Origin of the sequence: Caballeronia sp. LZ008, from assembly GCF_031451435.1 — a bacterium.
Taxonomy (GTDB): Bacteria; Pseudomonadota; Gammaproteobacteria; order Burkholderiales; family Burkholderiaceae; genus Caballeronia; species Caballeronia zhejiangensis.
In genome coordinates this window covers 1-19,772 of sequence record NZ_JARUXK010000045.1, presented here as the reverse complement: position 1 = coordinate 19,772, position 19,772 = coordinate 1, and the positions used below count along the sequence as shown (strand labels likewise).

The following is a 19,772-nucleotide window of genomic DNA, read 5'->3' as shown; positions in this document are numbered from 1 at the left end:
AGAAGCGCACGCGCGTTCGCGCGTGGTTGCATCTGGCACAGGTCCTTGCGTGTTCGTCAGACTGATGCGGCGGCGTAAAGCGACGCAAACGCGCCTCGATTGGCCGCGGGTAGGAATGTGAAACTCAGGGAGTCACGAGCCTCGAAAGCGAACCGAGGGCGACGAATGCTCTCATCCGGAACGCGAGCATGGCGCTGTGCTGCGCGCGGATGACGTCTTTCACCGCGGGATCGCTCAGTGAACCGAGGCGATTGAGCGGCGTTCTGAAACAATGAGCGAGTGTGATGCCGAAATCGTTATCGGCGGGATCGACGCCATGCCACCAGAACGGTGGGATATAGAGAACGTCGCCGGGCGCAAGCGTGGTTTCGAACTTCGTCAGTGCACCATCCGCGGGAAAGAAGCGCGCGCCATCATTCATGTGATGAAGATTGGACTTGATCGGCACGGCATACGCTTGCCAGTTTTCACTGGACAGCCTGAACATGGAAATGCGCTTGGTGCCGATGATCTGCGTGGTTAGCGTCTCGTCGGTCGTGTGGTAGTGCCATTCGGTCGAAGCATTCCGATAGATGAAGAGCCGGTCTTGTGCATATGCGCGCGGCGGTCGATCGTGCTCTCTTTCGAGAAACTCATAATGGCCGAGATCGGGTTTCCATTCCGACGGAATAGGGAGCGCGCGGATCGCATGCGTCTCGTCCGGCCCTGCGTCGCGCAGACGCGCAATGGCCTGATTGAGTTTCAGCTTCGGGAGATTTGCATACCAGAGACCGGTGGGCGAGGCGTTGAACGCATCCGAGATGCCGACTTCGCTATCCGTCAATGCTTCGAGATAGCCGGGTGCGTTCCATTTCCGGAGAGCAGGCCAGTTGCGCACCGCTCCTCTGATGACAACAGGTTTCTGAGCGCAGACATGGTCGCTCCAGAAGTGTCCGTGTCTGAGCGTTTCATTATCGATGGACGGAAGCTGAACGCTGCGTCCCGGAACGAGGTCGATCACTTTCACAATGCGCTTGGCCATTTCCCACTCCCAGATCGAGAATCATCAGGACCGTGCAGTCCAGTTCTGTTCGATGTAGTCCAGGCATTGCCTGCGTGAGCAATCTGGATACTCCACCGTCCAGCCGTCCGGAACCTCGAGATGAGCGGGCCAAAGCGAGCGCTGCTGCGATTCGTTGATCAGCACACGGAATGTGCCCTGATCGTCGTCGAATGGATTGTCCACGCTGTTGCTCCCTTCGTTCGTGCTTCGGATTGCAACGAAATATAAGCGCCGGGAGTTAGCATTGAATGAGGTGTCGCGAGAGCCATAGCGTGCGTCGAGCGTGGCGCGCACTCGATGCGACGAGCACCTTGCAAAAGACGTGAGGAATGCATCGCTATTTAATATCGGCTTCGGATTGGTAGCAAGGGAAATTGCGGGGGCCTTACCGAGTTCGATATGTCTCGCGTGACGAGTGCTTTGCGCGATGCCCACATCGCGCTCGGCGCAAGGCACGTCGAGTTGCTTGTGACGCGTGTGCTGCCCTTGGGCGACGAGGTACGCAGCTATGGAAGCGCTTCCCGATGGCCTCGATCGCAATAAAAGAAGCGTATCAAGGATTGGTTTTCTAATTCAAAGCGCCCGGCATTTGCATGCAGACCGGCACAGACTCGGTCTTAACTCGAAAGAGCGTGCGCTGTGCACCTCGCCCGAGTTTGTGAGTGCTTCAAACATGGACTGCGGTCCCGGTGAGCCGCGCACGCGCGTATCCCGGCGCATACGATAACTTTCCGCGATGCCGTGCGCTGGCGCCAGGCGCTGCGGTTCCGTCGCGCGGGCTCGACTGCACCCGCCGACGCCATCGAACGCGTGGCGCGTCATGCGAACTTCCATCTGCATCTGGCTGCGCCCTGGCACGAAGCCGTCGTCGATGACAACCGCGTGCGCGCGCGTGCGGGAGACGGCACGTTCGAATTCGATTTCGTGATCGCGGCACGGGCTACACGGTCGATCTGCATGCGCGGCCCGAACTCGCCGGCATCGCCCATCATGGGCTGCTTTGGCGCGACCGCTACACGCCCGCATCCGGCGAACGCGACGATGCGCTCGAATATGTGGAGAAGCGGCCCGGCGAGGCATCGTTCCTGAAGAATATCCACGTCGTCAATGCCGCGGGATTGGTGAGCCGGGGCGAAGCCGCTGCGCCACGCTGTTACCGGTAACGCGCGCAATTGCACGAATCGCGAAACTGTCGTTATACTGGCTCCGCGATCGAGTGGCCTGACCACCGCGATTGGCCTGACCGCAGGACGAATCAAGCAGACTGACTGGAAGCGTCGCATCGGCACCGCGCCCGATGCGCCCGGAAGGGGCGTGCTGTAGATGAAGTCGCGCAGCGCCTCTCCACAAGAAAAATGAAAGGAGACAACCCGATGTTCCGTGAAGGAGTGCAGGCAAGAGCCGCGCTCGCGCTCGCCGTCTGCATGCTCGCAGGCGCCGCGCACGCGCAGGTCGCAACGGGCGACACCACGCAAAAAAAAATCGCCCTGTCGAATAGCTTCGCGGGCAACGCGTGGCGGCAGTCGATGCTCAAGAGCTGGAACGCCGTCGCCCAGCAAGCGGTGGCGGACAAGAAGATCGCGGCCGCGCCCGCTTTCACGACCGCCGAGAATCAGGTGACGGAGCAGGCGCAGCAGGTTCAGAACCTGATCCTGCAAGGCTATAACGCGATCGTCATCGACGCCGTTTCGCCGACCGCGCTCAACGGCACCATCAAGAAGGCATGCGCTGCGGGCGTCGTCGTGGTCTCGTTCGACGGCGTCGTCGACGAGCCGTGCGCGTATCGCGTCAATTTCGACTTCAAGGGCTGGGCGGAGCAGGGCGTCGACTATCTGGCGACGAAGCTCAATGGCCACGGCAACATACTGGAAGTGCGCGGCGTGGCCGGCATCTCCGTCGACAACCTCATGCACGAAGGCGTGCTCGAAGGGCTCAAGAAGCATCCGGGGCTCAAGCTCGTCGGCTCGGTGAACGGCGACTGGACGCAATCGGTCGCGCAGAAGGCTGTGGCCGGCATTCTCCCGACGCTACCGCAAGTCGATGGCGTGGCGACCGAAGGCGAGATGTCGTTCGGCATCGCGCAGGCGTTCAAGGCCGCCAATCGTCCCGCGCCGCCGATGGTCATCGGCAGCACCTATCCCGAACTGCAATGGTGGAGCGAGCAGGCGAAGACCGGTTATCAGTCGCGCTCGCTGTCGAATCCGCCGGGCGCGGTCTCGTTCGCGTTCTGGGTGGCGCAGCAAGTGCTCGCGGGCAAGAAGATTCCGAAGGAAGTCACCATTAACGTGCCGCTGCTCGCCATCTCGCAGCAGGAGTTGCCGGCGAGGCTCGCCGCGACGCCGCCGGGTGGAATCGCCGACGTCACTTATACGCTGCCGCAGACCGTGGCCTTGCTCGACAAGAAATAAGCATTCGATGACGCCACGCATGGAGGCATGTGAATGGGCGCAACTATCAATACAGAGGACGAGCGCACGCTGATTCGCTTCGAAGGCGTCGGCAAGACCTTCGGCCGGGTGCGCGCGCTCGCGGACATCGACTTCGCGTTCATGCGCGGCGAATGCGTCGGCATCGCGGGACACAACGGCGCGGGCAAATCGACGCTCATGGCCGTGCTCGCGGGCGTGTATGCGCCGACGCAGGGCCGTATCGAAGTGGACGGCCAAAGCGCGCCGCACTACGACGCCAACGCCGCGCGCAAGGCCGGCGTGCGCTGCGTCTTTCAGGAACTCTCGCTGTGCGCGAACCTGACGGTCGCGGAAAACATGACGATCGTGCATCCGCAATTGCGCGGGCGCGGCTGGCGGCGCACGGCAACGGCGCTCATGCGCGACAAGCTCGAAGAGATTTTTCCGGGCAACGGACTGAAGGGCAACGAACTCGTGTCCGATCTGACGCTCACCCAACAGCAGATGGTCGAGATCGCGCGCGGGTTCACGGTGACGGGCGCGCCCGTGCGTCTCGTGATCCTCGACGAGCCGACCTCGTCGCTCGATGCCCATACCGCCGATCAACTGCTTGCCTTCGTCCGGCGCGCGGCAGAGAGCGGCATCACCTGTCTGCTGATTACGCACATGCTCGGCGAGATAGAGCGCGTCGCGAATCGTGTGATGGTGATGCGCGACGGCGGCATCGTCGGCGTGCTGCCGGGCAACGAGGCGAACCGTGCGTCGATCATTCAGGCGATGGGCCAGCATCTGGAAGCGGAGAAAACGCCGGCGGCCGCCCGCATACGCAACGCACAAAGCGATGACAAACCGTTCCGCTGGAACGTCGGCGGAAGGAAACATACGCTGATCGAGGCATCGCGCGGAGAGATCGTCGGCTTCGCCGGACTCGCGGGCCAAGGCCAGACCGAAGCGCTGCTCGCCATCTACGAGGCGGCGACGAGCCACGGCGCGGGCCGCATGAAAGCCGCATTCGTTGCCGGCGATCGCGGGCGCGACGGCGTGTTCCCGGTGTGGTCCATCGCGCAGAATCTCGATTTGCGGTGGCTTCTCGGCGGCGCGAAGCGCAAGCGCGGACTCGTCGATCGCGCGGCGGCGCGCGCGCTCGTGGAAGCGTGGCGCACGAAGATCGGCATACGCGGCGCGCCGATAAGCGCGGGCATCCTGTCGCTCTCGGGCGGCAACCAGCAGAAGGTGCTGTTTGCGCGCGCGCTGTCGTCGGACGCGCAGCTCATTCTGATGGACGATCCGACGCGCGGCGTCGATGTAGGCACCAAGCGCGACATCTACCGGCTCGTTCACGACGAAGCCGCGAAAGGCCGCACGTTCATCTGGTACACGACAGAAAACGAAGAGCTGTCGCATTGCGACCGCACGTATGTCTTTCGCTCGTCGGCGGTCACGCGCGTCTTGCATGCGGACGAATGCACGGAAGAAGCGCTGCTCGCTGCGAGCTTCGAGGAGCAGGCCGCATGACCCCCGCGCGCATCACCTTCCGGGACACGCAAGCGCGTCTGCGCGCGCTGCTTCCCGCCATCTCGCTCGTCGCGGTGCTCGTGCCGATTCTCGTCATGCAGCCCGCCGTGATGAGCTATTTCGGGTCGAGCCTGCTGCTCAATCTGGCCGTGCCGATCGTGCTCGCCACGCTTGCGCAACTCGCGATCATCACCGTCAACGATCTCGACTTGTCCATCGGTCCATTCGTGAGTCTCGTCGCGTGCATCGGCGCGACGCTGCTCGTCAAGGAGCCGTGGCTCGGCGCGCTCGCGCTCGTCGCCTGTGTGCTCGCGTATGCAGCCGTCGGCGCGCTGATCGAACTGCGGCAGATTCCGTCCATCGTCGTGACGCTCGGGCTGTCGTTCGTGTGGAGCGGGCTCGCCATCGTGCTGCTGCCTTCGCCGGGCGGCGCGAGCCCCGGCTGGCTCGGCACGGCGATGAGCTATCAGACGCCGTTCATCGCCGCGCCGATCGTGTGGTCGGTGCTCATTGCCATCGCAGGGCACATTCTGCTGATGCGCACCTCGGCCGGCGTGCGCATACGCGGCGCGGGCGGCAATCCGCGCGCGATGCGGCGCTTCGGCTGGTCGCTCGTGCGCAGCAAGGCGACGCTTTACGGCATCGCGGGCGTGTTCGGCGTGCTGTCGGGTCTTTCGCTGCTCGGGCTCACGACCTCCGCCGACGCGAACCTTGCGCTGCGCTACACGCTGCTCTCGATTGCGGCGGTCATTCTCGGCGGTGGCGAATTCGTCGGCGGGCGCGTATCGGTCATCGGCGCGGTGCTCGGTGCCATCACGCTCACGCTCGCGGCGTCGTTCCTCGCCTTTCTCAACATCTCGGCGGATTGGCAAGTCGGCATGCAGGGCGCGATCCTGATCGTCGTGCTGTCCTTGCGCGTGCTGCTGCAACGCGGGGAACGGCAATGAAATCGCAGACTTCCGGTGAAGCGCTCGCCAACAACGATACCGCGTGGGAACGGCTGAAGGGCGTTCAAGCGCCCTGGGCGTGGTCTTTCGTCGGCACGGTGCTCGTGTGGTTCGGTATCGTCGGCATCTTCGGCTTCGGCATCGCGAGCAATGTCGCGCAGACGGCCCTCACCTACGGCGTGTTCATGGTGCTGGTCGGTCTCGGGCAGATGCTCGTCATCACGTCGGGTGTCGGCAACATCGACCTCTCGGTGCCGTCGACGATCGCGCTCGCGGGCGTCGTCGGCATGCACGCGATGGGCGGCTCCAACGGCCAGATTGCGCTCGGCGTCGCGGCGGCGCTCGGCGTGGGCGTCGCGGTCGGGATCGCGAACTACATGCTGATCCGGCTGCTGCGCATTCCGCCGATCATCGCGACGCTGTCGTCGAGCTTCATCATCCAGTCGATCGCCATTACGCAAGGGCGCCAGCTTCCGCCGCCGCCGCCCGCGCTGGGCGCATTCGCCACGAGCCGGCTCTTCAACGTGCCGTATATCGCGCTGGTTGCGCTCGCCTTGTCGGTCTCGCTCGCGGTGCTGCTTCATCGCGCCGTGTATGGCCGCAGGCTTTCGGCGATCGGACAGAACGCGCGCGCCGCGTGGCTCGCGGGCGTGAACGTGCATCGCACGCGCTGCCTTGCCTACGTGCTTTCGTCGATGATCGCGGCGCTCACGGCGCTGCTGCTCGCGGCGACATCAGGCGGCGCGTCGCTCGATATGGGCGTCGAGTACATGCTGATCTCGATCGCCGTGGTCGTGATCGGCGGCACGCTGGTCACGGGCGGCAAGGCGACGATCGTCGGCGTATGGGGCGCCTCGATGTTCCTGTTTCTCACTAACGCCGCGCTCAACGCGGTCGGCGCCGATGCCGGCGTGCGCTCCATCGTGTACGGCGTGCTCATCATCGCGGTGACGGTCGCCGCCGGCGGAAAACCGGCGCGCTGACACGCAATCCACAAAGGACGAGGAGACATGAAACCCAGCGATTTCGAAGTGCATGATCCGCGTTTCAGGCTGCTGCTGCAGCCGAACGCGTTCCTTTCCAAAGTGACGGACGAATGCCTCTGGGCGGAAGGACCGGTCTATTTTCCGGCCACGGACCTGTTCGTCTGGAGCGACATCCCGAACAACCGCATGCTGCGCTGGGCGCCGGGAATGGGCGTCGGCGTGTTTCGCGCGCCGTCGAACTACAGCAACGGCAACACGCGCGACCGCGAAGGGCGGCTCGTGAGTTGCGAGCATGGCGCGCGGCGCGTGACGCGCACGGAGCACGACGGCAGCGTGACCGTGCTTGCATCGCATTTCGAAGGCAAGCGGCTGAACTCGCCGAACGATGTCGTCGTTGATTCGAAGGGCGACATCTGGTTCACGGATCCCGACTACGGAATCTTGAGCGACTACGAAGGCTATCGCGCAGAGAGCGAGATCGGCCGATGCAACGTGTATCGCCTATCGCCCGACGGCGCGCGTGTGCATCTCGTCTGCGACGACTTCGCGAAGCCGAACGGCCTCGCGTTTTCTCCGGACGAATCGCAGATCTACATCGCGGATTCGGCCGCTTCCCACGACGAAGAAGCGCCGCGTCATATCCGCGTGTTCGATGTATCGGGCGATGGCGTATTGCGTAACGGACGCGTGTTCATCGAGATGCAGAGCGGCGTGCCGGACGGCATGCGGGTCGACGAGCACGGCAATGTCTGGACCAGCGCGGAGGACGGCGTGCACTGCTACGCACCCGACGGCACGCTGCTCGGCAAGATCCTCATTCCCGAGGTCGTCGCGAACCTGACGTTCGGCGGCATCCATCGAAATCGCCTGTTCATTACGGCGACGTCATCGATCTATTCGCTGCATGTCGGCGTGCGTGGCGCGGGACGGTAAAAACATCAATAACAGGAGACGAGCATGAGAATCACAACACTGGCCGTGGCGCTGTGCCTGGTCGCGGCGTCGGCGGGCGCGTCGGCGCAGGTCGCGACGGGCGATACGTCGTCGATGAAGATCGCGCTGTCGAACAACTACGCGGGAAATAGCTGGCGCCAGCAGATGCTCAAGAGCTGGGCCAACGTCGCCGATCCGGCCGTGAAGCAGAAGGTCGTCGCGGCGGCGCCCAGCTTCACGACAGCCGAAAGCCAGGCGACAGAGCAGGTTCAGCAGATCCAGAATCTCATCTTGCAAGGCTTCAAGGCCATCGCCGTCGATGCCGTTTCGCCCACGGCGCTCAACGGCGTCATCAAGCAGGCATGCGGCGCGGGCGTGACGGTCGTATCGTTCGATGGCATCGCAACCGAGCCGTGCGCGTATCGGATTGCCGTGGATTTTCAGGGCATGGGCCGCATGCAGGTCGATTACTTGGCGAAGCGGCTGAACGGCAAGGGCAACTTGCTCGAAATTCGCGGACTCGCAGGCGTCTCCGTGGACGACGAGATTCATCAGGGCATCGTCGACGAACTCAAGAAGTATCCGGGGATGAAGATCGTCGGTTCGGTGCACGGGGACTGGACGCAGACCGTCGCGCAGAAGCAGGTCGCGGGCATCCTGCCGACTTTGCCGAAGGTCGACGGCGTGCTCACGCAAGGGGGCGACGGCTTCGGCACCGCGCAGGCGCTCAAGGCCGCGGGGCGGCCGACGCCGATCATCATTCTCGGCAACCGGCAGGAAGAACTCGCCTGGTGGGCCGAACAGAAGAAGAGCGGTTACGAGACGATGTCGGTGACGATTCCGCCGGGCGCGTCCTCGTTCGCCTTCTGGGTGACGCAGCAGCTTCTCGCCGGCAAGAAGATGCCGCACGACATCCGTATGCCGGTTCTGGAAGTGAAGCCGGAGGAACTCGACGCGGTGCTGGCCAAAACGCCGGTTGGTGCATTGGCGAACAAGGAGTACACGCGCGACGAGGTCGTCGCCGTCGTGGATGGGAAGAAGTAGGCACCTATCATCGGAAATGGAAACACGACGAATGATTCTCTCAAGGGGCTAAAGGTTGCGATCTTGGTCGCGGGAAGGATTTGAGCAAGTGGAAATGGCGAGCCCCGCCAGGCGCTCGATGAAGCCGGCGCCAAGACGCGCATCGTATCGCCCAAGAATGAGCACGTGCGCGCTTGGACATTCACGAACTGGGGAGACGAGTTCCCGGTCGACGTCGTTCTCGATACGTCGGCGCGCACCGTTCGCTCATCGACGACGCACGGAGCCCTTCGAAGCGTTCGACGGTCTCGTGAACTGCGCGGGCATTGCATCGCTCGAATCGCCGCTGGAACTCGACGCGGACGCATTCGACCGCGTGATGGCCGTCAATGCGCGGGGCGCCGCGATGGTCGCCCGCGCCGTCGCGCTCGAGATGATCGAGCGGGATATCGCTGCCTGTCGATGGCGGGTACACGGCGCGTTGATGCGGTTGGCTCGTCGCCCGCCAGCCTGATCGCCTGCTCCGAGCGCTGATGAAGCTCGGCAAGCGTGTATTGGCCAGAGCGTCTCTGGTCGTGGTGTTCAGATGGTATTGCCGAGACGTCCTGCGGCAAGGACGTCTCGCGCTCATTTCGCCCGCGAGGCGTTCGCAGTCAGCTTGACGATTGCGTCGAGCGCGCCATTCACCATGCCGCGTACCACCGGCTCCACTTTCTTCGCGACCTCGGGCAGATAGTGGAACGGTGCGTTTTCGCTCATATAGGTGGACTGGCACATCTCCAGTTGCACCGCATGCACGCCTTCCTGCGGCGCGCCGGCGTGCCGCGTGATAAAGCCGCCCTTGAAGCGGCCGTTCGCAATCCATGTGAACGGACTCGCCGCGGCGACGCGCTGTATAGCTTCCTGCACGGAGGGCGCGGCGGTGCGGCCATCCTGCGTACCGATGTTGAAGTCCGGAAGCTTGCCTTCGAAAAGGCGCGGCAGAACGCTCGCGATCGAGTGCGCTTCCCAGAGCAGCACATTCCGATGCTGGCTGCGCAGGCGCGTCAGCTCTTCCTGAAGGGCGTCGTGATACGGCTGCCAGCAAGTCGCCACCCGGCGATCGCGCTCGGCCGCGTCGGGCGCGCAGCCTTCGCGATACAGCGGCGCGCCGCGAAACGTTTCCGTCGGGCACAGGGACGTGGCGGTCTGCCCGGGATACAGGCTCTCGTCGTTCGATGGCCGGTTCAGGTCGATCACGTAGCGCGACACGCGCGCGCCGAGGATCGTCGCGCCGAGTGCGCGGGCGAAGCCGTAGAGGCGGTCGAGGTGCCAGTCAGTATCCGCGACCGTCAGCGCGATATCCGTGTACCGGTCGCGCAGGGCGTCGGGAATGTGCGTGCCGAGATGAGAGGGTTTGCACTATCGCTTACCTAAGGCTATGTTCAGGCGCAGCAGTACCGCAATGCGAAGGTCGCAGTCGGTACCCTGGCGGGGCAGCGCCAATGTCGCTTCGACCGGACGCCGCTAGGCGCTGTTAGCTCTCTCCTGAGTTTGGAGCTGTCAGCTTGAGACACTCGCGGGGTTAGTCGACTGGTCGGACGAAGCAGCGATGGTCGTTCGAACACATTGCCTCGTTTGACGCGTCGTTCGATCAGGCTGCGGCCGACATGACATCCCGTTCAGTCATCTTTAGATTTCGGACCTGCAGTCGAATGATCGGTGTATTTCGTTACCCGACGCCAAAACCCTGTCCAGGTAACGGCGGTTCTGGGTTGGTTCGCGCCCGTCACCTCCTCAAACCCGTCGCTGGAAAGCAGTCAGTGGTTGCAACTGCCCACAAGTTCCCGGCCGGCAGCGGATCTTCCCAACACCGAACGGCCGTCCACGTTCCTCAAGCCGACGTTTAGGGCCGCGGAAGTCCCACTGCGTAGGAATGCGCTAGGCGCATGTGGCGCGTCGTCGCACGTGCGACAATTCGGTTTTCGCCTGCGCGCGCACCGCCTTGAGATCTGCACCGCATCAGCACAGGGCGGCCATCCGGGGCCATATATCATGAATCTACGAGCAGCGGTCTTACCCCCCGACTGGGTAAGGCGCGCCGAGCCGATAGAAGGCGTCGAGCGCATCGAAGCGTGGTTTCACGGCAGCGCATACTCCATGCACCGCCACGACACCTACGCGATCGGCCGCACGCTCGCTGGCGTTCAGAGTTTCAACTATCGGCGCAGCCAGCGGAACAGCCTGCCGGGCAACACGCTCGTACTGCATCCCGATGAGGCTCACGATGGCCAGGCGGGCACCGATGAGGGGTTCCAATACCGGATGGTCTACGTGGAACCCGCTCTCTTTCAGGAAGTGCTCGGCGGACAAGCGCTGCCGTTCCTCGAAGGCGGCGTGACTACCGATCGGCGCCTCGAGGTTGCGACCGTAGCGTTGCTGCAGCATGTCAGCTATACGCTCGAGCCGCTTGAACAGAGCGATGCACTTGCCGAGTTGGCGAATGCCTTGGCCGCCGTCACTGGTACGCCTGCAAGAACAGCCCAAGGGGACTTCCTCGCGGCGCGGCGTGCACGCGACTATCTGCACGCAAATTGCTCGCGCGTTGTCGCGCTCGACGAACTCGAAGCGGTGACGGGTCGCGATCGCTGGAGCTTGTCGCACGATTTTCGCAGGTTCTACGGCACGAGCCCGTATCGATATCTGACGATGCGGCGCCTCGATGCAGCGCGCCACATGCTGCTCGCTGGCACCTCGCTCGCTTGCGCTGCTGCAGCCGCGGGTTTTGCCGATCAGAGTCATATGACGCGACACTTTTCGAAGACATTTGGGCTGACGCCAGGGCGCTGGTTACAAGTCGCGGGCGGCGTTCCGCGCGGCTAAAACGCCACGATCGTTCAATACGACCGGAAGGAGCATGCGTATCCTCAACGCATCAACCTTTGAACGGAGAGAACGATGTCCCAATCCTCGAACCATTCCACCGCTCCGGTCACGCGCGGCCAGTGCGACACCATCGATCTGATCGGCAAGATCGCGCAGATTAACGATCACTGGCAACCGCGCGTTGTCGCGGAAATGAACGACTATCAATTCAAGGTCGTCAAGGTCGAAGGCGAGTTCGAGTGGCACCGACATGCCGATACCGACGAAGCGTTCATCGTCCTCGATGGCGAACTGCGTATCGATTTTCGGGCAGGGCCTTCAGGCGATGGTTCGATCGTATTACGTGCCGGACAGTTGGGAGTCGTGCCGAAGGGAGTCGAGCACAAGCCCTGTGCAAACGCAGAAGTCAAGCTGCTGCTTATCGAGCCGCGAGGTGTCGTGAACACAGGCGACGGCGCGGCAAGCGAGCGTACTGTCGCGAACGACCAGTGGATTTGAGCCGGCCACCGGGGTATGACCGGTGAGACGTGGCGGGCGGATACGGGCGATTCTCCGAGGGCGCGATTGCGTCGATTCCAGTTCAACGTCCGCTCTCGTGTGGGGCCAGGTAGTTCCACCGGCGATTCGCTTGAGGACACAAGGCATGTGCCGGTCGAAACAGCCCGGCGCCTGCCACTCGGCCATGGCTGGTGAACCGGCGACAATCGCGAGGAAACACAGAGCGCAACTAATCGTCTGCGTTTCCGTCCGCCTTCAAGAACATCTCAGGTCACCATCTTCAGGATATGCCTTTGAGAAGGGGGCAAGACAATCAACCGCCCGAAGAATCACCCTCGGTCAGGCACACGCGATTCGTGGGGCGGGCTCGAACGTTTCGTCGTGCGACAGTTTCGAGCCGAGCGAACCCGTTCCTGAATACGCTACCAGTCGAGCATCGTCCGCATTGCGCGGAAGCCAGAATGCTTAGCCGGACGGCAGGCTCACGTACTGCGGGGATCTTAACGGCCGCTCGCTTTACGGAGCGAGGCTCGATAGCGAAGCTCGAACATCAGGCGCGAGACATCCGAGTCCGATGAGCGTCTTTTCGACGGCCACGTCCAGCGGCGTATGCGGCTCGTGCCCGAGCGTCTGCACGAGCCGCGCGTTATTCAGATGCACGGACGTCGTCCATAGATAGCGCATTTCCTGAAGCTCCCTGAATGTTACGTTGAACGGCGCGGCAAGCGCGAGCAGCCACCACGGAAAGCCGACGACAGCGGGCGCCCGCCCGGTGCGCCGCGCGACCACGCGACGGATCGCGTCGGCAAAGCCGGTGCCGTCCTCGTCCCAATGACCGCTCATGTGAAAGCGCGCGAACGCATCGAGCGAATGGCGGTGCGCAAGCAGTTCAACCATCGTGCGAGCGACATCGGGTAGATACGCCCATTGATGCCCGATGTCACGCGCACCCGGATTGCTGACCTTCGCCACCGGCTTTCCTGGCTTCACGAGTCCTTGCGCGAGCCAGTTATTGCCCGCTCTTGGCCCGAAGAAATCGCCCGCGCGCACGATCAGCACTCGCGCGCCTTCCTTGCTCGCGCGTTGCAGACGCGCTTCCATTTCCACGCGAATCGCGCCTTTGCGCGTGACGGGATGCTGTGGCGCGTCTTCGTCGATGAATGGAAACGCGTCCGGCCCGAAGTTGTAGACCGTGCCCGGCAACACGATGGTAGCGCCCTGCGCCTTCGCCGCCGCGATGGTGTTGTCGGTCATCAGCAGCACCAGTTCGGCCCAGCGCTTATAGCCTGGCGGATTTACCGCGTGCACGATCACGGATACGCCCTGTGCCGCGCGCATCACGTCGGCCGCGTTCATCGCGTCGCCGTGAATCCAGTCGATGCCGTCGCCCTTCGATGCCCCCGCGCCGCGCCGCAGCCCGTGCACGCGCCAGCCCGCATCGCGCAATTGCCGCGCAACTTCCCCGCCGATGCCGCCCGTCGCCCCAAGTACCAGAACCGTTTCGCCTTGCGCCATGTCACGCCTCCCAGGTTGTCGATGACGCCATTCTCCGCCCTTCGCGGACACATTAAAATTGGCGAACCTCGTTGATCCGATATTCAAAAACGTATGGCAGACGACATCGGCTGGGAGCTTTACCGAACGTTCCTCGCAGTGCTGCGCGAGGGCTCGCTGTCGGGTGCAGCGCGCGCGCTCGGCATCACGCAGCCGACGGCTGGGCGGCACGTTGAAGCGCTCGAACGGGCGCTGAAGGTAAGTCTATTTACGCGCTCGCAGAACGGGCTTCAGCCGACCGACGTTGCGCTTGCATTACAGTCGCACGCCGAAGCGATGCAGAGTACGGCGGCATCGCTCAAGCGCGCGGCGAGCGGCCACACGGGCGACGACGGCGCGGGCGTGCAGGGCGTCGTGCGCGTATCCGCGAGCGAAGTGGTCGGGGTCGAAGTGCTGCCGCCGGTCATCGCCGCGCTGCGCGAGCGGCATCCGCGATTGATCGTCGAACTCGTGCTGTCGAACCGCGTGCAGGACTTGCTGAGGCGCGAAGCGGATATTGCCGTGCGCATGGTGCGCCCGCGCCAGACGCAACTCGTCGCGCGGCGAGTCGGCGTGATCGAGGTCGGACTTCATGCGCGGCGCGATTATCTCGACCGTCACGGCACGCCGCGCAGCATGGCGGCGCTCGCAGAACACGCGGTCATCGGCTACGACCAGCCAAACGCGTTCATTCGCGATGTGAGCCGCACGTTGCCGGGTTTTCGTCACGCGTTGTTTTCGATGCGCGCCGATAGCGATCTCGCGCAACTCGCACTGATCCGCGCGGGTGCGGGAATCGGCGGATGTCATGTCGCGATTGCGCGCCGTGATGGTCTCGTACGCGTGCTGTCGAAAGCGTTCGCGCTCCGGCTCGAAACGTGGGTGACGATGCACGAAGATCTGCGCGCGAGCCCGCGCTGCCGCGCTACCTTCGATGCCCTTGCTGACGCGCTCGAACAGTACGCGCGATAACGCCGCGACTGGGCGACACGCGCATCCGCAAGCCTCACTGTGAGCGTCGGCGCGAGGCATCGACACGGCGCAGTCCGCACCCGTCTTCCGAAACACTTCCAGCGGAGCTTCGACGAGCGGCGCAACCAGTTCGCATGGGCACGACGGATTTGTTCGATCCCGTATCGATGATTCTCCGCGAGACGCGACAGCGCATGTTATAGCGCGTGCTACCAGCGGAGGAAGAGGCATTTGACCGTTCTGGGCGAGGTCAATCCAGAAACTTGACGCGGGCAGCGAGGTGAGAGCCGCGCGTTCTGATTGCCGAGCGAACCGAACAGCCATGTGCACGCCGATGAACTCAAGCGCGTCAACGAAGGGGTGTTGAATACGTACGGAATCTCGGCACCATGCGTGCTGCCGAGGCTGGTTTCTTTCCGGGGGTCCTACTGTACCTCTCGTACTGGATTCCGGCGTCGTACCGCGCTCGCATCGTTGCTATATTCATGGTGGCGATCCCGCTTGGTAACTTCGTCGGTTCACCACTATCCGCACTGCTTCTGCAAATGGATGGAATCGCAGGGATGCGCGGATGGCACTGGCTTTTTATCCTTGAAGGCCTGCCGACTGTGCTTCTTGGTCTGATGTGCCTGTTCTTCTTGACTAACAAGCCGGAGCAAGCGAGATGGCTCAAGGAGGAAGAGCGCACGTGGCTCGCCAATGAACTTGCGACAGAGACGAAGGCGCCAAAAAAAGTCTTGGATATGCCGCTGACGAAGCTCTTCCGAAACCGCTACGTCCTTTGCCTTGCTCTTGTCGATACCTGTGCGTCGGCTGCGGGTAGCACCCTGAACGTGTGGCAGCCACAATTGCTCAAGTCGTACGGCCTGACCGTTATGCAGACAGGCCTCATTAACTCCGTACCCTACGCGTTGGCGTGCGTGTTGATGGTCTATTGGGGCCGACGCTCTGACCGAGTAAAGGAACGTCGCTGGCACACAGTCATTCCGATGCTTCTTATCGGTATGGGCCTATTCGCCACGTCGCTTAGCGGCGCCTTGCTCCCGACGATCTGCCTGCTCTGTGCCGTTTTGGTCGGTGCTTATGCGTTCAAAGGGCCTTTCTGGGCGCTCGCTGGCGACATGCTCTCCGGCAGCGCGGCGGCGGCGGGCCTCGCAACGATTAACGCCATCGCAAATCTGCTTGGTGGCGGCCTCATGGTGAACGTCTACGGCTGGGTTAAGGAGGCAACGGGCAGTTACTCCCTCGCGCTCATGCCGCTTGCCATCCTTACGCTCGTCAGTGTCGCAACGTTGCTGCTCTTGACGCGCAAAGGGCGATCCGGGCACATGGTCGGCAAGACGGAGGCAGCCTGAGCATGAAAATCTCGCGCGGCGCGGCGCTCTGGAGCTCGCCTGCGCTTCGAGGCGAATCTGGATTTACCTCGGTATGTTGCTTCTCGGATTGATCGCGATCGCCTTCATTCCCTCAATATCAACGGTCTTTCTTTGAGGCGCCGTCGAAAGCCGAGGTTGCTTAGTCAGAGGCCGCTGGCGCGCGTCAGGGCGTACGCGAATGCAGGCGTCGATCCGATGACCATGCCTCGATTCCACGTACAGCAGGAATTTGCTAATTCCTGTCTGTACGGAGGTTTGAAGGTCGGAGAAGCTAGTGCCGAAACGACAACGGTGTCATTGCGCTGCGGCCGCCGTGTCGCGCAGCGCCGTGCGATCCCAGCCGCCTCCGAGCGCCTTGAGCAGTCGAACGCTAGCATTCAGTCGGCGCGCTTCGATCGTCTCGCCGTTGCGCTGGTTCTCGAGCGCAATGGTCTGCGCGCTGGCGACATTGAGATAGTCAACCGAGCCGGCCTGATAGCGGTTCGTCCCCTTGAGCACGAAAGGGTGGATGGAACGCTCTTATCTGCGTAGCTGTGTCGACCATCGAGGTCCGACGTGCGCGCTAAGGTCTTAGCGACGTTCGGGACTGAAAGCGAGCTTGCTTGGCGAAACAAGTAGCATCACCGATGGCGACCTCGACCGGCTGAAGTATGGCTGCTCGCGGCTGCCCGTTGGATCGCTAGCTGCGCGGGACGCAGCAAACGGACTTCGATTGAGATCATCTTCCAGTTCTTGACCGTTGCGGTTACTGGATCTGTGCCGAGTTCTCGCGATGGTGCTATGTTCGCGTGCATCGGTTCCGCGCATCCGAGCGGACCCCCAACGGAGTCGAACCGAACATGAAAGGTTGTGTACGGAAAGCGGTGGTCGGTTTCACCTTTGTCGCGTCGGGCGCCATGGCGCAATCCAGCGTCACGATGTATGGACGCCTCGACGGGGGCATCGAATATCTGAATCACATCGCGAACGGTACCGGCGGCACATCCGCGCGATGGAGCGCCGAGGGCGGCGACTGGGGCACCAGCATGTGGGGCCTCAAAGGCAACGAAGATCTAGGCGGCGGCCTGACGTCGGTGTTCAATCTCGAAACTGCGATCCAGATCATGAACGGCACCACGGGGGGCGGACGTCTCTGGTCGCGCCGCGCCTATGTCGGACTGAGCTCGAAGACATACGGGCAGTTGCAGGCGGGCCGCAATCTGTTCATTGACAGCGACGGCGTCTGGGAATTCGATCCCTTCGTGCAACAGGCGGTGTCATCGGCATCACTCGTGCGCGGACGCAACTGGCAGCAGACGAGCAACAACGTCGAATATCACAGCCCCGTGTTTCATGGGTTCGACGTGCAAGGACAGTACTCGCTGGGCGGTCAGGCGGGCGCGTTCAACTCCGGCGCGGCGGGCGAGTTCGGCCGCTCGGACGGCATCATGCTGACTTACCACTCGCCGCTTTTCGACGTGCGCGGCATCTATGACGAACTGCGCAGCCAGAATGGCCAGATGAACAACGTATTTCAGGCGTCGCGCGAACTCTTCGTGGGCGCGAACCTGAAGGTGGATCGATGGAAAGTGCAGGCCGCCTACACGCACTATTCCGCGCCCGACACGCCCGCGGGCCTCTCCAGCACCGCCGATCACTATTGGCTCGGCGCGACCTATCAGGCGACGCCCGCTTGGGCCGTCACGGCGGCGGGCTTCTATGTCCACGTGGGCGAGGGCGGCGGCGACGCATCGCATGACCCGGCGAGCCACGCGATGCTCTATGTTCTCGGCACGACCTATAACTTCACCAAGCGCACATTTCTGTACAGCACGGTCGCTTACGTGCGCAACAGCGCGAACGGTACGTTCTCCGTCTTCGCCACGCCGCGCGACGCCGATCCGGGGCACGAGTCCGCTCGCGGGGCAATCCCAGACGGGCGCGTACATCGGCATGATGCATATTTTCTGACGCGCCGACGTTTCTTTTCGGCCGAAGTAGTCATGTGCCTTGCGCTTGGTGCACTACGCGAGCGTGACCGCGCAATCGAGGCGTGGCTGCGGGATGAGGTTTTGCCAGACGACGACCGGCCTGTGCCCCGATCTGACGTTTCGCGGCGAGCAGATGAATCGCGAAGGCTGCGCTCCCGATGCCGCCGAAAAGCAGCGTCGCGTGACAGCGTACTGGCAGCCGTATCACGATGCGATCGCCGCCGAGCTTGCGCGTCTGCGCGAGATGCACGGGAACGTGCTGCTGTGGGAAGGGCACTCGATCGCGAGCGTGCTGCCGCGTCTTTTCGACGGCAAGCTGCCAGACCTGAACATCGGCACGCAGGATGGGAGGACGGCGGCGGAATCGGTGACGAGGGCGGTGACGGATGCGGCCGCGCAAAGCGATTACACGTGGGTCGCGAACGGGCGCTTCAAGGGCGGCTTCATCACGCGCCATTACGGCGCGCCGCAGGACGGGATTCACGCGGTCCAACTGGAAATGTGTCAGTCCGCGTATATGGATGAAGCGCCGCCGTTCGTGTATCTGCCGGAGAAAGCCGACGCTATCCAGCCGACGCTGCGCGCGATGGTCGGCGGCGCGCTCGATGCGGTCGTGGCGTTGGATTGACGTCGGCGAGCCGGTCATCGGCCACAGCATCGACGTGACTTGCCGGACGTCGACCCTCTTTCCGATCGTCGCTGGACTTTGCGCAGCAAGTGACGTGCTTCCGATGCAGATCGAATATTCATCGGGTTGCGTCGCGTGAACGGAATTGACCTCGCAATGACGCATTTCACGGTGATGCGCAACGGCCGCTGCTGGTCAGGCAGTCGGCCAGGCGCGCCGCTACGCGCCCATCGAGCTTACATGCGCGCTGGCGACGCGCCATCCCTCGGGCATCTTCACGCACGTTTGAGTCTGCCGGCCGATGCGCGGATCGCCATCGCGCCGGAACTCGATGTTCGCGACGGGAAGGCATCGCCGCATGTGGTCACGACGCGCGCGGTCACCGTGCGCGCCAGTGTCTTGCCCGGTCGTGCAGCCCGGAACGCGCGGATCGCCTTGTAACCGTAGAGGTTTTCCGTGGCGCCGTAGCGCAGCGTATGCGGCGTATCGAAAAACAGCGCGTCGAGCATCGCGACGTCGTTCGTGACGAGTGCGGTCTCGTACGCGTCGAAGGCCGCTTCGACCTCGGCCAGCTCGGCCCGAAGTCCTCGTAGCGTTCGCGGATCAACGCCAGCGCGCGCTGTGCCACGCCGTTGGGCAATTGATGGTTGCTCGGGCGTCCGCGTTTGCCTGACACCAGACCGGCCACGCCGGCCGCGTGGTAACGCCACACCAGGCGTTCGACTTGCCGTACGCTCAAGTTCAGCCGTTCGGCCGCACGCTCGGGTTTGAGTCGCGCGTCGGCGACCGCCTGAATCGCCTTGAGTCGGTCCAGTTCACGCATCGACATCGTGATGGTCCCAATCGTGTTCATCGCCCGCGCTCCTGAAACGCTTGTGTGGCGACGAACCTACGCCAAAACGCGACATCTCTACTTAGCAGAAACACGACATCTCTACTTAGCAGAAACACGACATTTGAACTTGGGACCTACACTTATTGTCAAAGCAAAATTGAAATGTCGTACCACCGGCTAAATACAGATGTCGTGTTTTTGATGTGTGATTGGCTCTGTTTTCAACGGTTTGAATCCACGT

The 19,772-nt window shown here is 62.9% G+C and carries 13 protein-coding genes and 8 pseudogenes; 14 read left to right on the top strand and 7 right to left on the bottom strand.

Translation table 11 applies throughout. The annotated features are described in order from the left end of the window. Nucleotides 1-124: 124 nt before the first annotated feature. Nucleotides 125-1,021, bottom strand: coding sequence for a cupin-like domain-containing protein (locus tag QCE49_RS33755; RefSeq protein WP_250460437.1), 897 nt, complete (start codon nucleotides 1,019-1,021; stop codon nucleotides 125-127). 24 nt (nucleotides 1,022-1,045) lie between these two features. Beyond that, on the bottom strand, nucleotides 1,046-1,225 hold the full coding sequence (locus QCE49_RS33750) for an MbtH family protein (protein ID WP_175983208.1): 180 nt from the start codon (nucleotides 1,223-1,225) through the stop codon (nucleotides 1,046-1,048). A gap of 558 nt (nucleotides 1,226-1,783) precedes the next feature. On the opposite strand from QCE49_RS33750, the gene QCE49_RS33745 reads away from it, so the two are divergent. The 8 genes and pseudogenes from QCE49_RS33745 to QCE49_RS33710 form a co-directional block, all read left to right on the top strand. Continuing rightward, entirely contained in the window at nucleotides 1,784-2,131 is a 348-nt protein-coding gene (locus QCE49_RS33745; protein WP_250460435.1) for a hypothetical protein, read from the top strand. Between the two features lie 284 nt (nucleotides 2,132-2,415). After that, complete coding sequence (locus QCE49_RS33740; protein ID WP_008345492.1) at nucleotides 2,416-3,450, top strand: substrate-binding domain-containing protein; 1,035 nt, start codon at nucleotides 2,416-2,418, stop codon at nucleotides 3,448-3,450. Nucleotides 3,451-3,483: 33 nt separating this feature from the next. After that, a complete protein-coding gene (locus QCE49_RS33735) occupies nucleotides 3,484-4,965 on the top strand; it encodes a sugar ABC transporter ATP-binding protein (RefSeq protein WP_250460433.1) in 1,482 nt (493 codons plus the stop codon). Beyond that, a complete protein-coding gene (locus QCE49_RS33730; RefSeq protein ID WP_008345494.1) occupies nucleotides 4,962-5,912 on the top strand; it encodes an ABC transporter permease in 951 nt (316 codons plus the stop codon). Before QCE49_RS33735 ends, QCE49_RS33730 begins: the two co-directional genes overlap by 4 nt. Next, on the top strand, nucleotides 5,909-6,895 hold the full coding sequence (locus QCE49_RS33725; RefSeq protein ID WP_175983205.1) for an ABC transporter permease: 987 nt from the start codon (nucleotides 5,909-5,911) through the stop codon (nucleotides 6,893-6,895). The genes QCE49_RS33730 and QCE49_RS33725 overlap by 4 nt, the downstream gene beginning before the upstream one ends. Before the next feature lie 27 nt (nucleotides 6,896-6,922). Further along, nucleotides 6,923-7,831: an SMP-30/gluconolactonase/LRE family protein gene (locus QCE49_RS33720; RefSeq protein WP_008345503.1), complete on the top strand. Its 909-nt coding sequence runs from the start codon at nucleotides 6,923-6,925 to the stop codon at nucleotides 7,829-7,831. A 24-nt stretch (nucleotides 7,832-7,855) separates the two neighbouring features. Then, the gene (locus QCE49_RS33715; RefSeq protein ID WP_008345505.1) at nucleotides 7,856-8,875 is read left to right on the top strand and encodes an ABC transporter substrate-binding protein; all 1,020 of its coding nucleotides are present in this window, start codon (nucleotides 7,856-7,858) and stop codon (nucleotides 8,873-8,875) included. Nucleotides 8,876-9,146: 271 nt separating this feature from the next. Further along, nucleotides 9,147-9,296 (top strand): annotated as a pseudogene (locus QCE49_RS33710) (SDR family NAD(P)-dependent oxidoreductase); the annotation flags it as partial. 185 nt (nucleotides 9,297-9,481) lie between these two features. Here QCE49_RS33710 and hutG read toward each other — a convergent pair. Continuing rightward, nucleotides 9,482-10,243 (bottom strand): annotated as a pseudogene (hutG, locus tag QCE49_RS33705) (N-formylglutamate deformylase); the annotation flags it as partial. 645 nt (nucleotides 10,244-10,888) lie between these two features. Here hutG and QCE49_RS33700 point away from each other — a divergent pair. Beyond that, nucleotides 10,889-11,716: an AraC family transcriptional regulator gene (locus QCE49_RS33700; protein WP_250460442.1), complete on the top strand. Its 828-nt coding sequence runs from the start codon at nucleotides 10,889-10,891 to the stop codon at nucleotides 11,714-11,716. 75 nt (nucleotides 11,717-11,791) lie between these two features. After that, the gene (locus QCE49_RS33695; protein WP_175983202.1) at nucleotides 11,792-12,217 is read left to right on the top strand and encodes a cupin domain-containing protein; all 426 of its coding nucleotides are present in this window, start codon (nucleotides 11,792-11,794) and stop codon (nucleotides 12,215-12,217) included. Between the two features lie 516 nt (nucleotides 12,218-12,733). On the opposite strand, the gene QCE49_RS33690 is transcribed toward QCE49_RS33695, so the two are convergent. Further along, entirely contained in the window at nucleotides 12,734-13,732 is a 999-nt protein-coding gene (locus tag QCE49_RS33690) for an NAD-dependent epimerase/dehydratase family protein (protein WP_250460431.1), read from the bottom strand. Between the two features lie 93 nt (nucleotides 13,733-13,825). Between QCE49_RS33690 and QCE49_RS33685 the strand changes: the two genes are divergently transcribed. Further along, nucleotides 13,826-14,722, top strand: coding sequence for a LysR family transcriptional regulator (locus QCE49_RS33685; protein WP_250460429.1), 897 nt, complete (start codon nucleotides 13,826-13,828; stop codon nucleotides 14,720-14,722). Between the two features lie 395 nt (nucleotides 14,723-15,117). Then, nucleotides 15,118-16,077: pseudogene (locus QCE49_RS33680) on the top strand (MFS transporter); the annotation flags it as partial. A gap of 315 nt (nucleotides 16,078-16,392) precedes the next feature. On the opposite strand, the pseudogene QCE49_RS33675 reads toward QCE49_RS33680, so the two are convergent. Further along, a pseudogene (locus QCE49_RS33675) lies at nucleotides 16,393-16,584 on the bottom strand (RND transporter); the annotation flags it as partial. A 353-nt stretch (nucleotides 16,585-16,937) separates the two neighbouring features. Here QCE49_RS33675 and QCE49_RS33670 point away from each other — a divergent pair. Together QCE49_RS33670 and QCE49_RS33665 are read left to right on the top strand one after the other, a co-directional pair. Further along, a pseudogene (locus QCE49_RS33670) lies at nucleotides 16,938-18,048 on the top strand (porin). A gap of 93 nt (nucleotides 18,049-18,141) precedes the next feature. Further along, nucleotides 18,142-18,528, top strand: a pseudogene (locus tag QCE49_RS33665) (N-formylglutamate amidohydrolase); the annotation flags it as partial. Nucleotides 18,529-18,915: 387 nt separating this feature from the next. Here the strand turns inward: QCE49_RS33665 and hpxZ are convergent. Both hpxZ and QCE49_RS33655 read right to left on the bottom strand, forming a co-directional pair. Continuing rightward, a pseudogene (hpxZ, locus tag QCE49_RS33660) lies at nucleotides 18,916-19,268 on the bottom strand (oxalurate catabolism protein HpxZ). Beyond that, nucleotides 19,268-19,549, bottom strand: a pseudogene (locus tag QCE49_RS33655) (helix-turn-helix domain-containing protein); the annotation flags it as partial. The pseudogenes hpxZ and QCE49_RS33655, both read right to left, overlap by 1 nt. Between the last annotated feature and the right edge of the window lie 223 nt (nucleotides 19,550-19,772).

What these genes read in the sequence shown, in the direction of transcription:
- QCE49_RS33755 (WP_250460437.1), bottom strand. Translation starts at nt 1,021, where the DNA reads ATGGCCAAGCGCATTGTGAAAGTGATCGACCTCGTTCCGGGACGCAGC.
- QCE49_RS33740 (WP_008345492.1), top strand. Translation starts at nt 2,416, where the DNA reads ATGTTCCGTGAAGGAGTGCAGGCAAGAGCCGCGCTCGCGCTCGCCGTC.
- QCE49_RS33735 (WP_250460433.1), top strand. Translation starts at nt 3,484, where the DNA reads ATGGGCGCAACTATCAATACAGAGGACGAGCGCACGCTGATTCGCTTC.
- QCE49_RS33730 (WP_008345494.1), top strand. Translation starts at nt 4,962, where the DNA reads ATGACCCCCGCGCGCATCACCTTCCGGGACACGCAAGCGCGTCTGCGC.
- QCE49_RS33725 (WP_175983205.1), top strand. Translation starts at nt 5,909, where the DNA reads ATGAAATCGCAGACTTCCGGTGAAGCGCTCGCCAACAACGATACCGCG.
- QCE49_RS33720 (WP_008345503.1), top strand. Translation starts at nt 6,923, where the DNA reads ATGAAACCCAGCGATTTCGAAGTGCATGATCCGCGTTTCAGGCTGCTG.
- QCE49_RS33715 (WP_008345505.1), top strand. Translation starts at nt 7,856, where the DNA reads ATGAGAATCACAACACTGGCCGTGGCGCTGTGCCTGGTCGCGGCGTCG.
- QCE49_RS33700 (WP_250460442.1), top strand. Translation starts at nt 10,889, where the DNA reads ATGAATCTACGAGCAGCGGTCTTACCCCCCGACTGGGTAAGGCGCGCC.
- QCE49_RS33695 (WP_175983202.1), top strand. Translation starts at nt 11,792, where the DNA reads ATGTCCCAATCCTCGAACCATTCCACCGCTCCGGTCACGCGCGGCCAG.
- QCE49_RS33690 (WP_250460431.1), bottom strand. Translation starts at nt 13,732, where the DNA reads ATGGCGCAAGGCGAAACGGTTCTGGTACTTGGGGCGACGGGCGGCATC.
- QCE49_RS33685 (WP_250460429.1), top strand. Translation starts at nt 13,826, where the DNA reads ATGGCAGACGACATCGGCTGGGAGCTTTACCGAACGTTCCTCGCAGTG.